The following is a 13,661-nucleotide window of genomic DNA, read 5'->3' as shown; positions in this document are numbered from 1 at the left end:
TATGCTCTATTTATGGCTAAAATACATACACATCTTAAGTTCCACTATCTTATTTGGCACCGGTATTGGTACCGCATGCATCATGCTTTATGGTCATTTAAAAAAAGACATTGTGGTGATGGGTGCTATTAATGAGTATGTCGTTGTTGTTGATTGGATTTTCACTGGCAGCACCATGATAGTTCAGCCCCTAACAGGCTTAGCGATGGTTTATATCAGTGGCTTTCCTTTAACATCTTTTTGGATAATGGGAAGCTTAATAGCTTATGGGTTTGCTTTGTTATGTTGGTTAATTGTGGTTTATCTACAAATTAAAATTCGCAACCTAACTTCTTATGCAGCAAAAACAAGAACTCCATTACCTAAGGCATATTATACTTATTTTAAATCTTGGTTTATCTTAGGTTGGCCAGCGCTAATTAGCTTGTTAATTGTTTTTTATTTAATGACCTTTAAACCTTATCAAGTTCCATTTTTATAACATTAACCATCGAGCGGTCAGCTTGCTCGCTAGATAAAGAATGTTTAAGCTTTGTTAAACGATTGGTAAGTTTTTCTTGCAGCGATTTATCAACGATAAGTTCATTTAAAGTACGCGTTAGCTCAACATCGTTACAATCGTATTGTAACAGCTCAGGAACTATCATCTTATTTTGTAATAAATTACATAATCCTAAGTATTTAACCTTAATTACTTTTACAGCAATAAGATAACTTAAAAAAGAACCTTTATAAATGATACACATGGGTTTTTGCATTAAAGCGCATTCAAGGGATGCAGTTCCTGAAGCCACCACGACACAGTCACTGCAAGCAAGAACATCAATGGCTTGTCCAGGAATAAAGCTTATATTGACTGGGCTATTTTTAAAATAATCTTGAATAAGATTAGGTTTAATGGTTTGCGCAATAGGAATAACAAAATGGAGATCTGGATGTAAGGCGGTTAATTTTTCGGCAGTTTTAACCAAAACGGGCAGGTGTTTTTCTATTTCATTGCGACGGCTACCAGGTAGCATGGCAATTAATTTCTTATCACGAGGAAGATTAAGCGCTTGCTTAATTTGTTCAATATCTTTTGAGGGTTTTACCCTGTCTACTAACGGATGACCAACAAACGATACCGGAACGCCTGCTTTTTGATAAATTTCTTTTTCAAAAGGGAAAATAACTGCCATATGATCAACGCAGGCTTTAAGGGTATGAATGCGATTTGCTTTCCACGCCCATATTTGCGGGCTAATGTAGTAAATAATACGGAGTCCCAATCGCTGTTTAGCGAATTTTGCCATAGGAATATTAAAACCTGGGCAATCCACCAAAATGACTAAGTCAGGCTTAACCTGTTCTAAATGCTTTTTTACAGTAGTAAGTATTTTTTTAATGACAAAGGCATGAGTAATAACAGCAGTGATACCTATAACACCAAAGCGACCTAAGTCGGCAATGACGTCAACGCCTGCTTCTTGCATGTGTTTGCCGCCCATGCCGCTAAATTGTAATGTTGGGTCATAGGCTAATAATTCTTTAACTAAATGCGCCGCATGGTGATCGCCCGATTCCTCACCTGCAAGAAGTACAATATGCTTAGGCATAAGCATCAGTCAGCCTAGATACGAGATCCGTATTAATAAGCTTGGTAATTTTCTGAGCAGTAGCTAGCGCGTTGCGTCCTTCTTCTCCAGTAACTAAAGGTGTGGTATCGGCACGAATACAATGAATAAATGAATTAATTTCTTCTAAGAGCGCATCACCTTTCTCAAAGACAGATTGGTGTCTAGTGATTTCAGGAATCCCCGGAAACATTTCGCCTTCTCCTTTACGAAATACCGCAAATTGCTTATTGTGATAATCAATAGAAATATAAGAATTGGGTTGAAAAATACGCGTTTTACGTTCAGTTTTAAAACTAATACGGCTCGCTGTAATGTTAGCGACACAATTGTTTTTAAATTTAATGCGCGCATTAGCAATATCGATTGACGAAGACAGAATTGGTGTTCCTTGCGCATCTATTTTAGTAATAGGGCTATTTACGATGGTTTGAATGATATCAATGTCATGAATCATTAAATCTAAAATTACATTAACATCTGTGCCACGTGGATTAAAAGGTGCTAATCGCTGTGATTCAATAAAAAGCGGTTTATCAAGATGTTCTTCTAAGGCTAAACGTGCCGAGTTAAAGCGTTCTAAATGACCAACTTGCAATTTGGCGCCGTGTTTTTTTGCTAAAGCAATCAACTGATTAGCTTGCTCTACGGTTTCGGTAATCGGTTTTTCAATGAGAACATGAATACCTTGCTCTAAACACTCTTTAGCAACAGCAAAATGCTGATTTGTGGTTGTTGCAATACTAACAACATCCACTTTTCCAAATAATTCTTTATAATCATAATAAGAGGGGACATTAAGTTCTTGAGCTACAAGGTCGCAGACATCTGGATTAATGTCGCATACGCCAACCAGGGTAATATTAGGTAGGCTTTTGTATTTTTGGGCGTGAAAGCGGCCTAAGTAGCCAACACCAATAACAGCACATTTTAACACATTCATGAAGATTAAAATTGGGTAATTTAAGCGCATGATCGCATGTCTTAGCTGATAAATCAATTTGAAAAGTAAGACTTGCTGTTTTAGTATGCAGCCTACAAAATGCTAGGTAATACAAAAAGGCTAAAAACATGGTTAACTATATTGCGGGTGTCGATGAAGCTGGTCGCGGACCTTTAGCAGGCCCAGTTGTGACAGCAGCTGTTATTTTAAATGAACCTATTGCGGGTTTAACTGATTCAAAGAAATTAACGGCCGCAAAACGAAGCGTGCTTGCTCTAGAAATACAAAGTAAAGCCTTAGCATTTGCTTATGGTCGAGCGGAAGTGGCAGAAATTGACCATTTAAACATACACCATGCAACCCTATTAGCCATGAAGCGTGCCATCGAAAACCTACCCATATGCCCACATCATATTAAGGTAGATGGTTTATATGTTCCAACTATAGAAATTAGCTGCGAAGCGATTGTGCAGGGGGATTTACTTGTAGCGGAAATCAGTGCTGCTTCAATTTTGGCGAAAGTAGCGAGGGATGCTGAAATGGATGCCCTGGAATTGCATTATCCTGGATATGAATTTGCTACGCATAAAGGCTATCCAACTGCTAAGCACTTAAATGCACTGCAACTACTTGGCCCTTGTGCTATTCATCGAAAAAGCTATGGGCCCGTTGCTAAATTGTTGGCTGCTCAAGCTAACCAACTCGCACAGCCAATGCCTGTTGAAGCTTAAAAATTTAGCCTAGCGATGGGCATTAAATAAAATTCGATGCGAACTAATCGACATTAAAATCCCAAAGCTAGCTAAAAAAGTAACCATGGCTGTTCCGCCATAGCTAACAAGCGGTAGAGGAATACCAACGACTGGCAAGATACCCATTACCATACCAATGTTCACAAAGGCAGAAAGGAAAAAAGTCATGGCAAGGCTCGCTGCCAACAAACGGGTAAAACAGGTTTGAGCTTGTTTAGCAATTTGTAATCCTCGCCAAGAAATAATAATGAAAAGAATAATTAGCAGACTGCTGCCAACAAAACCAAACTCTTCTCCGCTCACCGCAAAGATAAAGTCAGTTGCATGTTCTGGAAGAAAATTAAGATGCGATTGTGATCCCTGTAGCCAACCTTTGCCAAAAGCACCCCCTGAGCCTATCGCAATCTTAGACTGAATAATATGATAGCCTGAGCCAAGTGGATCTTGCTCAGGATTAAGCAAGGTAAAAATACGCTGCTTTTGATAATCATGCATAACATGCCACAAAAGAGGTGCGCTAAATCCAACACATATTCCTACAAGCAGAATAATGCGCAGGGATATGCCTGCTAAAAAGACAGCACTTAAACCTGCTGAGATCACCATAATAGCAGTACCTAAATCAGGCTGCTTAGCGATTAGAAGGGCTGGTATAAAAATGATTAAGACCACCGACGCTAAGGTTTTTAAATCAATAGGGGTGGGTTTTCTGTCTAAATACCAGGCCGCCATAAGCGGTACAGCTAATTTCATGATTTCTGAGGGCTGAAAACGAAATAACCCTAAATCAAGCCATCGCTGTGCTCCCTTACCAATTTTTCCGATGACCATGACCGCAATTAACAGGGCAAGTCCTATACCATAAATCCAGGGTGTCCATATTTTATATTTATGCGGAGGAATGGCAGCAAAGATTAGCATGACAGTAAAGGCAAAAGACAAGCGCATTGCTTGACGCATGATCATATTTATATTCTCATTAGAAGCGCTATATAAAATAAGCATGCCAAAGGCGGTTAATATAAATAGTAACCCTAGCAAAGGCCAATCGAGGTGAATCGATTTAGCAGTTAGCCGATAAACTGGGCGTGTTTGCTGATGTTTCATGCGCTAGCCTCGCTTTGTTTAAATTGAAAATAAGCATCAAGAACTTTACGAGCTACGCTTGCGGCTGCAAAATCATTTTCAACCATAACAGCGATAGCAATTTCGGGTTTCTCAACGGGCGCGAAAGCAATAAATAACGAGTGATCTCTTAGAAATTCCGGTATATCTTCATAACGTTTTTTCTCATATTGACGACCGCTAAATACTTGCGCGGTTCCCGTTTTACCAGCAACGGAGTAAGGTGCTGTGCGACCAAAGCGATAACCTGTGCCTTCCTCAGTGGTAATAACCGCATGCATTGCCTCTGCTACGATAGTCCAATACTTATCATCTTTTAGTCGCACAGGGTATTCTTCTACTGGCTTAAAAAGATGAACTTCCTCTTTATCACTTTGAATGGATTTTGCTAATAAATGAGGTCGATATCGATGGCCTTTTTGACTTAATGCTGCTGTGGCATTGGCCAATTGCAACGGTGAGGCTAGCATAAATCCTTGGCCAATGGCTGTAATTAGTGTATCACCGGGAAACCAAGGCACGCCTTTACTACTGCGCTTCCAGTGGGCGCTTGGCACAATACCAGGCGCTTCTTCATTTAAGTCTACATTGGCAAGTTGGCCAAAGCCAAATTTACGTAGCATTTCTTCTAGGGATTTAATTCCCATCTTATGTCCGAGTTGGTAAAAATACGTATCACAAGAAACTGTGATGGCGCGAGTAAGGTTAATCATCCCATGGCCTGTTTTTTTCCAATCACGGTATTCATGACTAACACCCGGTAATTTAAACCAACCTGGATCAAAAACTCGATAGTTCGTATCGACTACACCTTTTTCTAATCCAGCTAGAGCCACAAAGGGTTTGACAGTAGAAGCAGGTGGATATAGTCCTCTGACAGCGCGATTATAAAGGGGTTTATCTTTTGCGGTGGCTAACTTCTGGTAATCATTTAGCTTAATGCCATTTACAAAGATATTGGGATCATAGCTTGGGGCGCTGACCATTGCTAGGATATCACCGTTATGAGTACTCATGGCAACAACCGCGCCTCGCTTATCTTTTAAGGCGTCAAAAGCAACTTGTTGTAAACGTGAGTCAATCGTTAAATATAATTTTTCACCAGAAACAGGATTTTGTTTGTCTAAAATTCGCAATGTTCGGCCACTGACATCAGTCTCTACTAATTGGTAACCAACTTTTCCATGTAGTAATTTTTCATAGTATTTTTCAATGCCTGCCTTACCAATAAAATTAGTTGCGCGATAATTGGTCGGATCAACTTGCCTAAGTTCTGGGATATTAATTCGCCCTACATACCCTAAAAAGTGCGCGGTAATTTCACCTAAAGGATAATAACGCATTAAGCGTGCCTTGATACTGACACCGGTGAATTGATATTGGTGAGACGCAAAAATAGCTACTTCTTCCTGATTTAATTTAAGTTTTAAAGGAATGGGAACGAACGAACGATTCTGGCGCCGTGTGCGATTAAAGTTCTTAATGTCTTCATCAGTAATTGACGGAATAAGGGTTCGTAAATCAGCTAATGTTTTGTTTAAGTCTTTGACATGTTCTGGGATAATTTCTAAAACATACACGGGCGTATTTTCTGCCAGTACCACACCTTTTCTATCCAGTATAATTCCTCGTGGCGGTGCGATTGGAATAATACTCATTTGATTTTTTAAAGACAGCGTTTCGTAACGTTTGTATTGTGCTAGCTGTAAATAACCAAGCCTTGAGATTAAAAGCGCAGAGAAACAAATAATCATTGCAATTAATATATTTAGGCGAGAGCGGTGGATATGAAATTCTATTTGTTCATTGTTTACACGTGAGTTTAAGCGCATTTTATTATTAATTCTGATTTAAGTTTGAAAAAACTAAGTGCAAAAACGAGAAAACATCTTAGCGTAAAATGTCACTTATGGTAAGGGTGATTATGAATAATTGACCAAGCTCGGTAGATGGCTTCTATTAAAACAACTCTAACTAAGGGATGAGGTAGCGTTAAAGCTGACAAAGACCATCGTTCTTGGCATTGGCTTAAAGTAAGCTCACTCAAGCCTTCTGGCCCGCCTATAATAAAGCATACATGGCTTACCATTTGTTGTAATGCTTCAAATTTAGTAGCTAACTTCTCACTACTAAACGTCTCGCCATCAATGGTAAGTGCAATAACTCTTGCGCCATCCGGTATAGACGCGTTAATTAATAAGGCTTCCTTTTCTAAAATACGTTTTAAATCACTTGTTTTAGCACGCTTAATTAAAGGAATTTCTATTAGATTAAATTTAATATAGTCTTTTAACCGCTTAGTATATTCATTAACACCTTGCTCAACCCATGCAGGCATTTTATTGCCGCAAGAAATAAGAGTAATTTTAAACATTATATTTAAGGGTTATCTTGCCAGAGTGCTTCTAAATTATAAAAAGCCCTGGTGTCAGGTTGCATAACGTGTAAGACGAAGTCGCCAAAATCAATCAAAGCCCAATCACCACCATCTAGCCCGTGCGAGCCTAAAATAGGTATCTGCGCTAATTTCATTTTTTCCATCACATTCATAGCAATCGCTTTGACATGGCGAGAAGAGCGGCCACTACTAATGACCATAAAGTCAGTCACCGCTGTTTGTTCACTCACATCAATCGTTTTAATATCAATGGCTTGATTATCTTCTAGAAAGTGAAGAAGTTTTTTAAGTTCTGCTGGTTGTTCTAACATAATTTAATCATTTTTTAAAGCGTTGCATAATAACAGACATGCCTAAAAGAATTCAAGTTAGCTAGATCAAAAGCAGTGGCGATTGCAAAGCTTTTTTAGCACTGGACAAGCTCAATTGCGGTAATAATTGCACCTACAAGGATCAAATGTAATATAACTTAATTTTTTAATTTACCCGTTTACTTAAGAATTAGATCTTGAAAGATTGAGTCCAATTATCTTTTTGTATTTAAATTAAACAAATTTCATTAAAAACATTCAAATATTAATCAGAAAATGTTAATATTGGTAAATTTTTGTTCTTTTGGATATTAAGAATGCTTTTTAATGAAACTTACCCATACTCAGTTGTAGCTACATCACCCTATGTACAAGCTAAATTGGTAACTCAAGTTGCTCAAGAGCTTTTAGAAGGGAACTATACTAAATTCTCCTTATTAACCCAGACATTTCATTCTGCTGCATTTAAGGCAAATATAGAGACTGATCTTACTCTGCAATACGTTATCAACACTATTCGTGTTCAATGCCAAGAAAAAAGCGCAAGTTGTTCGCATGCTATGGTCTTAGACGGACTTTTATACTTCTTTGGTATTGATTGTCCAACCGATTACCAGAAAGCCAGCCATTTATTTGATGAGGCAGTTAAGCTTAAGAATCCTTATGCCATGAATAGGCGGGCTTTAATGCAACAAAACGGCCAAGGCGGGCCCGTTGATTATGATGCAGCCATTGCGCTTTATGAGGAAGCAATGAAATTAGGGCATGCTGGCGCCATGTACCATCGCGCTTTGATGTATCGAAACGGCCAAGGCGGGCCTGTGAATTATGATGCAATGATTGCGCTTTATAACGATGCAATTAAATTAGGGCATGCTGGCGCCATGTATAACCGCGCTCTGATGCACCAATGCGGTCAAGGCGGGCCCGTTAATTATGCTGCAGCCATTGCGCTTTATGAAGAAGCAATTAAATTAAATGATGCTGAGGCAATGAATAACCGTGCTTCAATGCATCAGAATGGCCAAGGTGGACCCATCGATTATGATAAGGCTATCGAGCTTTATAATGACGCGATTAATTTAGGCAATGCTGAGGCAATGAATAACCGTGCTTTGATGCATTGTCTAGGCCAGGGAGGAGCCGTAAATCATGATGAAGCCATTAGGCTGTATGAGGAAGCAATTAAATTAGGGAATGGCACGGCTATGTCTAATCGGGCTCGCATGCATCAAATGGGCCGCGGTGGCCCTATTGACTTACCCCAAGCCATTAGGCTTTATGAATGTGCCATAAGACATGATTTTACCCGAATTCAGGAGTATTTAAATCAACTCATTATTACTGCAGAGACTGCTAAGCCATTGTTAGATTTAATCTGGGATGATTTACTTGCAGGCAAATCATTTTCAGATCACACCCTGTCAGCATTAAATCAGTTTTGTAAAGAAGACATTATGGCGCGCTTAAAGGCTTCTCCCTTAGCAACCAGTTTGACTTTTTTAAAACAGTTAAAAATCAATCCTAACCATCCCTTAACTGTGATTTTGAATAAAAGTTCAGGTAATCTTATTGAGTCACTTATCAACTGTGCCCGCTCTTTAATGGGTCAAAGCGTAAAAGCAAATCATGAAAGTAAAGAGTTTAAAGCATTTATGGCAGGCGCACGTTCGCTACTTGAAGCCAGAGTAACATTCTTTTGGGAAGGCAGTAAAAAAGCTGAAAATTCTTCTTTGAATGCTCTACCGCCTGAATTAAAGAAACATATCTTTTCTTTCGTACAGCCTGGCGTGGAGCTTGATAAAGAACATGAGTATGACAACTTAACGTCGCCTGCAGCTTAATTTTTTAATATGAGTTTTGTATTAAGCTAACATTACATGATTTATTGGGCTTTTAATTTGTTTCTGAATAAAGAAAAAGCTATGTTAATTGCCAGTGAATGGGTTGTTTAATTTTGAATAAATTTTTTGTCCAGCCAGAATTTAGCTTAGCTCAGGCTTGCTACACTATCTCAACCAGCTAAGCTAAATTCAAAATACATCTTTTTTCTATTTTTCAATAGAGCTTAAAATGGTGAATATTGAGTTAAAAGCTCTTCATTTTGTTTTTCGATGCGCTGCTCTTCTATAGCGCGGTTGTAGGTATCAAAAAATTTTTGACTAACTAATAGGGATTCAAGGGTAGAAATGTATGGAGCTTTTTCATTCTGTGCTTGTGTTTTATCGATTCTTTTAATCGAACTATCTAACTGTTTTGCTGTTTGATTAAGATCTTGGCAACTTCTCCAGTAAGATGAATTCTCTTGTACACAAGTTTGACTTAGTGCCTTAACCATTTTTTCTTTAAATTCTTCTGCCTTCTTTTTAGTGGCAAGATATTGTTTAGAGTGATCACTATAATCTGTTTTAAGCTTTGCTAATTTTTCTGGTAAATTGACCATATCTACCAATTCCATATGTGGATAATTTTTTTCCAGCTTATCATCAAATTGCTGTCTAGTTTTATCTAATACATCGTCTAAAACCCCAAAATAAGTTTCGTGCATATCATCGTAATTCACGAGATCATGATTAAATTGACGGACCTTTTTTCTACATTCTTCATGATTTTCACGATACTTCAAGCAATTGATTACATTATATGTTGAGGTTTCAAATTCATCTTTGCTTTTTTTTAATTGCTCGGCAAATATTTTTTCCATCTTTTTAAAAGACATGAGAAATCCTTAATAATTTAAAAGGGTATTTAAACAATTAAGTGTTTAATATTCAAGCATTTTTTCAATGAATTCAATATCTTACAACAGAGTAACTCATTAGTGAGATCCTAAGCTCTATATTTTATAATACACCTTCTTTTATATGGCAAATACCCTGAAAATCATCTGCCATGTCAGATGGTGGGACTAAGAATCTAATGCTTATTATTTCATCTTGATTTTCCATGTTGGTGGTGTCTACATTCAATTTTAAAGGAAAACGAGGGGAGCTAGGTTGTTGATATTCAGCGCCCTTAGGAAGGGAGATCCTATCTAAAACATTGGCATTAAATATCGAAGTACTTAAAGTGCATTCGTAGTGAAAGCCTTTTTGTAATTTAACGTCAAAATAGAAATACCTTGAGTAAGCGGATGAGGCGCCAGTTGAGCAGACGCATTGAGTATTAGCAGGGCATTCGATGTGAGTTGAGCAAGATGCTGATAAGGCATTTGAGGTGATGCTAGCTGATAAAATAAATAGTAAGCTTAATAATTTTTTCATAGTTTCTTTATTTCTTCTGTTATTGAGCTATTGCGCGATGGGCTTTATCTCTTCATTAAATTGCAGTGCCCTTTTTATGACTTTGCGGCCATAGAAATACCTGCCAATCACATTGGTGACAAACTGGTTAAGTAAATGAGGGACAAGTGGCATAGGTCTTAATACATCAATAATTAAAACAGCACGATAATCATCACTTTCATTTTTAACTTCGTGTGGCCAAGAATCATCAAATAAAACAGCTTCGCCTTCTCGCCAGGTATAAGTTTGACCATTAACAATTATTTCTGGTGGTTGGTTTTTGGGAATATGAATTCCTAAATGATAACGTAAATAGCCCATATAGGGGCCTTTATGAAGTGGGATTGATTTTCCGGGTTCCAAAATAGAAAAAAAAGCTTGAATTAAATTGGGTATTCGCTCTACTAATCGACAAAGAGTAGGGCATAAAGCTTGTGCTTTTTCTACTTGATAACCAAGTAGATAGAGCATAAAAACATTCCAATTTTTTTGTGTCGTGCCTGAGATGTCAGCTTCGCCTGGATCAATATCATGATATCGCGGTAATTGGGTGTTATTAGCTAATACTTGATAAAATTCTTTTTTTATCTCTGGAAAATGCTTAGTGATTTCGTTTAACGAGGGGTAGGTTTGATCAATATTGAAAAACGTTGGGCGTTTGTCATAACCGATGTGACGACCATAAATGGCATTAATAATGTCTTTGAAATAATGGTAGTCCATTCACTCGCCTAAAATAATTTATAAAAACATGAGGTATGGTATTAAAGTCGCTAGATTAAAGTCAATAAGTTGTAAATATGAATTGGTAAGCATGAGATAAATTTGATAGAAGATAGTTTTATTCTTACCCTACACAAGGTATGCTGCCAAGTATAACTGCTGTTTTAATGAGCTAACTCATATGGTACTTAACGCTTGGTATTATCCTTCCTTAATAGCCCTTTTATTATATGGGGCATGGGGCTATTGGGGATCAAGGGCCGCTGGTTTTATTAATCCGTTATCGATTACTTTTTACTCAAGCTTAGGCGTGCTTATTTCAGGTATTTTGGCACTCGTGCTATTAAATTTTAAACCAGAACTGTCTGGGAAAGGCAGTATTTACGGATTATTAAATGGCTTAGCAAGTGGCATTGCTTGTATTTTCTTTATAATTGCGTTGCGTAAAGGCCCTGCGATGCCTGTCGTGTTAATGACTTCCATGTACCCAGTTGTAACGCTTATCTTGTCTATGGTTTTTTTAAAGCAAGCAATTACCTATAAACAAGCGTTGGGAATGGTTTTTGCTTTAATAGCATTAATTTTACTGGCTACCGATGGTTAAACGAACAACGTTTAATTTAATTTATAAGGCATAACATGATAAAGCATATTGTCTTTTTACAATTTAAATCCACTTTTAGTGAGGTGGAAATTGCAGAAGCAATTAATCAGTTTGGACATTTAAAACAGTTTATTCCTTTAATGAAAAGCTTCTCAGGTGGCAGAAATTGTAGTCCTGAGGGATTAAGTAAGGGGTTTACCCACGCCTTTGTTATGGAGTTTGCAACCATTGAAAGTAGGGATGCTTATTTAGATCATCCCGAACATAAACGAATAGCACAAGAAATAGTTATGCCTATGCTGGTTAATGGTCTAGATTCAGCCATAGTCATTGATTATCAAACTGACTCAGCATTTACAGACACTATTGTTGAGGTACTGAATTAAGTAACGTAGTAGTCGTTTGCTCATTTCTTAAAAGCAAGTGTTTAATTAGCTTATTAAGTAAAACACATAGCATAGTTGCCACGAGCAATATTAAAAACATGTGACTAAAAGTTTGGCTATAGTGTGATTTTAATTCAGTAATTGTCATTAAATCAGGGTTAATTGCGGTTAAGTCAGCTAATTTCCCAGATAAATAAGCACCGATGCCTAATGACACAAAGAAAATGCCCATCATCGTGCTCACTTTTTCACGACTAGCTAAGGTTGTAATCGCTGCAAGCCCTACAGGTGATAGAAGTAATTCGGCTACAGAAAGTAGTAAATAAGTAGGTATAAATAAAAGAGGTGATAATAAATTAGTGGTATTTTCAGAGAAATGACAAACTAAGAGAATAAAAGCATAGGCTAGCAAAGTAAATAAGATGGCCATTAAAAATTTATTTCCAGTTTTAATACCACTTTGATTAAGGCTTAATTTCTGCTTATTTTTGGCAATGAAATAACCAAAAAGCAACATACCAACGCTTTGAATACTCACATAATAAGGCGGCGGAAACTTTATACCCAATAAGGTAGGGTTAACAACCCGTGAAATAAAGAGTGTCAGTGATAAAAACATTTGAAAATAGAATGCCCAAAACACAACTGAAATAATGCAAAGTAAGCCTATAACCATCGTTTGATTTGCTTGCTTTGGAGGCTCATGCATATAAGTTAAAATTAGATAACCTAGAGAAATTAAGACAACGAAGCCAAACGCTAAATCAGCGAAATGTGGGTAAAATAAAATAAAAAAGGACATAGACCAAAGGACTGCTATTAACAAAGCAGCCTTAATAATTTTGCTAGGTGCATATTGATAGGCTTGATAATCAGCAATTTTGTAGCATTTAGCACCAAGAGTAAACACGAAAGCAGCAATGATCATACCAAAGGATGCACTAAGAAAAGCTGCAGACCAGCCATAGTTTGTACTTAAATAACTAGGTAGCGTGGTGCCTAAAATGATGCCTGACGTGATACCCATATAAAAAATGGTAAACCCTCGCTCTTTCTTTGGGCAATCAGTCTCATAGGCGTTACCTAATAAGGAGGAAATATTAGGTTTAAGCAAACCTGTTCCTACGGCAATTCCTGCTAAAGCTGTGATCAACCCTAAGGTGGAGGTTATAAAGGCTAACATGATGTAACTGACAAATAAAAAGAAAGCGCCCGCAAGAATCGTTCGTTTTTGACCAAGCAATTGATCAGCTATCCAGCCGCCAACAATAGGCGATAAATAGGTCATAGCAGTAAATGAGCCAACTAGCGCATAAACGTGCTTATCATGCCATTTAAAGTGTAAGGCCATGTACAAGGCAAGTAACGATTGAACCACATAAAAGCCATATCTTTCCCACATTTCAGTAGCAAAGAAGATCTTTAAAGCTGGGGGTTGGTTATTAATATTCTGCACTGTAAGTTTACACCATGAATCAGGTAGCTTTATCTTATCATATTGTTGTGTATATTTTATACTCTT

At 37.5% G+C, this 13,661-nt stretch carries 15 protein-coding genes; 5 read left to right on the top strand and 10 right to left on the bottom strand.

The window, feature by feature from the left end; genetic code table 11:
• The first annotated feature begins 1 nt into the window (after position 1).
• Positions 2-481, top strand: coding sequence for a DUF2269 family protein (locus tag DYE47_RS07610; protein ID WP_115302700.1), 480 nt, complete (start codon positions 2-4; stop codon positions 479-481).
• On the opposite strand, the gene lpxB is transcribed toward DYE47_RS07610, so the two are convergent.
• Both lpxB and DYE47_RS07600 read right to left on the bottom strand, forming a co-directional pair.
• A complete protein-coding gene (gene lpxB / locus DYE47_RS07605; protein ID WP_115302699.1) occupies positions 453-1,601 on the bottom strand; it encodes a lipid-A-disaccharide synthase in 1,149 nt (382 codons plus the stop codon). The genes DYE47_RS07610 and lpxB overlap by 29 nt on opposite strands.
• Positions 1,588-2,556: a Gfo/Idh/MocA family protein gene (locus DYE47_RS07600; RefSeq protein ID WP_115304040.1), complete on the bottom strand. Its 969-nt coding sequence runs from the start codon at positions 2,554-2,556 to the stop codon at positions 1,588-1,590. The genes lpxB and DYE47_RS07600 overlap by 14 nt, the downstream gene beginning before the upstream one ends.
• A gap of 128 nt (positions 2,557-2,684) precedes the next feature.
• Between DYE47_RS07600 and rnhB the strand changes: the two genes are divergently transcribed.
• Positions 2,685-3,287, top strand: a complete 603-nt coding sequence (gene rnhB, locus DYE47_RS07595; RefSeq protein WP_115302698.1) for a ribonuclease HII — start codon at positions 2,685-2,687, stop codon at positions 3,285-3,287.
• 9 nt (positions 3,288-3,296) lie between these two features.
• Here the strand turns inward: rnhB and rodA are convergent, their stop codons facing one another.
• The 4 genes from rodA to rsfS form a co-directional block, all read right to left on the bottom strand.
• Complete coding sequence (rodA, locus tag DYE47_RS07590) at positions 3,297-4,415, bottom strand: rod shape-determining protein RodA (RefSeq protein WP_115302697.1); 1,119 nt, start codon at positions 4,413-4,415, stop codon at positions 3,297-3,299.
• The gene (mrdA, locus tag DYE47_RS07585; RefSeq protein WP_115302696.1) at positions 4,412-6,265 is read right to left on the bottom strand and encodes a penicillin-binding protein 2; all 1,854 of its coding nucleotides are present in this window, start codon (positions 6,263-6,265) and stop codon (positions 4,412-4,414) included. The genes rodA and mrdA overlap by 4 nt, the downstream gene beginning before the upstream one ends.
• Before the next feature lie 71 nt (positions 6,266-6,336).
• Positions 6,337-6,807, bottom strand: coding sequence for a 23S rRNA (pseudouridine(1915)-N(3))-methyltransferase RlmH (rlmH, locus tag DYE47_RS07580; protein ID WP_115302695.1), 471 nt, complete (start codon positions 6,805-6,807; stop codon positions 6,337-6,339).
• 5 nt (positions 6,808-6,812) lie between these two features.
• The gene (gene rsfS / locus DYE47_RS07575; RefSeq protein WP_115302694.1) at positions 6,813-7,142 is read right to left on the bottom strand and encodes a ribosome silencing factor; all 330 of its coding nucleotides are present in this window, start codon (positions 7,140-7,142) and stop codon (positions 6,813-6,815) included.
• Positions 7,143-7,459: 317 nt separating this feature from the next.
• Between rsfS and DYE47_RS07570 the strand changes: the two genes are divergently transcribed.
• Entirely contained in the window at positions 7,460-8,986 is a 1,527-nt protein-coding gene (locus DYE47_RS07570) for a tetratricopeptide repeat protein (RefSeq protein ID WP_115302693.1), read from the top strand.
• Between the two features lie 224 nt (positions 8,987-9,210).
• Here the strand turns inward: DYE47_RS07570 and DYE47_RS07565 are convergent, their stop codons facing one another.
• From DYE47_RS07565 to DYE47_RS07555, 3 genes are all read right to left on the bottom strand, one after another.
• Positions 9,211-9,861, bottom strand: coding sequence for a hypothetical protein (locus DYE47_RS07565; RefSeq protein WP_115302692.1), 651 nt, complete (start codon positions 9,859-9,861; stop codon positions 9,211-9,213).
• A gap of 124 nt (positions 9,862-9,985) precedes the next feature.
• On the bottom strand, positions 9,986-10,405 hold the full coding sequence (locus DYE47_RS07560) for a hypothetical protein (RefSeq protein WP_115302691.1): 420 nt from the start codon (positions 10,403-10,405) through the stop codon (positions 9,986-9,988).
• Between the two features lie 27 nt (positions 10,406-10,432).
• Positions 10,433-11,149, bottom strand: coding sequence for an aspartyl/asparaginyl beta-hydroxylase domain-containing protein (locus DYE47_RS07555; RefSeq protein ID WP_115302690.1), 717 nt, complete (start codon positions 11,147-11,149; stop codon positions 10,433-10,435).
• Between the two features lie 181 nt (positions 11,150-11,330).
• Between DYE47_RS07555 and DYE47_RS07550 the strand changes: the two genes are divergently transcribed.
• Positions 11,331-11,753 carry an EamA family transporter gene (locus DYE47_RS07550; protein WP_115302689.1) on the top strand — a complete coding sequence of 141 codons (423 nt, stop codon included), beginning with the start codon at positions 11,331-11,333 and terminating at the stop codon, positions 11,751-11,753.
• A 35-nt stretch (positions 11,754-11,788) separates the two neighbouring features.
• Positions 11,789-12,139, top strand: a complete 351-nt coding sequence (locus tag DYE47_RS07545; protein ID WP_115302688.1) for a Dabb family protein — start codon at positions 11,789-11,791, stop codon at positions 12,137-12,139.
• Here the strand turns inward: DYE47_RS07545 and DYE47_RS07540 are convergent.
• Complete coding sequence (locus DYE47_RS07540) at positions 12,117-13,595, bottom strand: peptide MFS transporter (RefSeq protein WP_479724364.1); 1,479 nt, start codon at positions 13,593-13,595, stop codon at positions 12,117-12,119. The two genes, DYE47_RS07545 and DYE47_RS07540, sit on opposite strands and share 23 nt — an antisense overlap.
• Positions 13,596-13,661 lie beyond the last annotated feature (66 nt).

The organism is Legionella beliardensis, from assembly GCF_900452395.1.
In the GTDB taxonomy this organism is placed as follows: domain Bacteria; phylum Pseudomonadota; class Gammaproteobacteria; order Legionellales; family Legionellaceae; genus Legionella_C; species Legionella_C beliardensis.
Note: the sequence above shows the minus strand (reverse complement) of the source record. Positions and strands in the feature narration are given on the sequence as shown.

Bases quoted from the DNA above. Each gene is read 5' to 3' on its own strand.
- DYE47_RS07560 (WP_115302691.1), bottom strand. From the start codon at position 10,405: ATGAAAAAATTATTAAGCTTACTATTTATTTTATCAGCTAGCATCACC.
- DYE47_RS07545 (WP_115302688.1), top strand. From the start codon at position 11,789: ATGATAAAGCATATTGTCTTTTTACAATTTAAATCCACTTTTAGTGAG.
- rsfS (WP_115302694.1), bottom strand. From the start codon at position 7,142: ATGTTAGAACAACCAGCAGAACTTAAAAAACTTCTTCACTTTCTAGAA.
- DYE47_RS07610 (WP_115302700.1), top strand. From the start codon at position 2: ATGCTCTATTTATGGCTAAAATACATACACATCTTAAGTTCCACTATC.
- rodA (WP_115302697.1), bottom strand. From the start codon at position 4,415: ATGAAACATCAGCAAACACGCCCAGTTTATCGGCTAACTGCTAAATCG.
- lpxB (WP_115302699.1), bottom strand. From the start codon at position 1,601: ATGCTTATGCCTAAGCATATTGTACTTCTTGCAGGTGAGGAATCGGGC.
- DYE47_RS07565 (WP_115302692.1), bottom strand. From the start codon at position 9,861: ATGTCTTTTAAAAAGATGGAAAAAATATTTGCCGAGCAATTAAAAAAA.
- DYE47_RS07550 (WP_115302689.1), top strand. From the start codon at position 11,331: ATGGTACTTAACGCTTGGTATTATCCTTCCTTAATAGCCCTTTTATTA.
- rlmH (WP_115302695.1), bottom strand. From the start codon at position 6,807: ATGTTTAAAATTACTCTTATTTCTTGCGGCAATAAAATGCCTGCATGG.
- mrdA (WP_115302696.1), bottom strand. From the start codon at position 6,265: ATGCGCTTAAACTCACGTGTAAACAATGAACAAATAGAATTTCATATC.
- DYE47_RS07570 (WP_115302693.1), top strand. From the start codon at position 7,460: ATGCTTTTTAATGAAACTTACCCATACTCAGTTGTAGCTACATCACCC.
- DYE47_RS07555 (WP_115302690.1), bottom strand. From the start codon at position 11,149: ATGGACTACCATTATTTCAAAGACATTATTAATGCCATTTATGGTCGT.
- DYE47_RS07600 (WP_115304040.1), bottom strand. From the start codon at position 2,556: ATGAATGTGTTAAAATGTGCTGTTATTGGTGTTGGCTACTTAGGCCGC.
- rnhB (WP_115302698.1), top strand. From the start codon at position 2,685: ATGGTTAACTATATTGCGGGTGTCGATGAAGCTGGTCGCGGACCTTTA.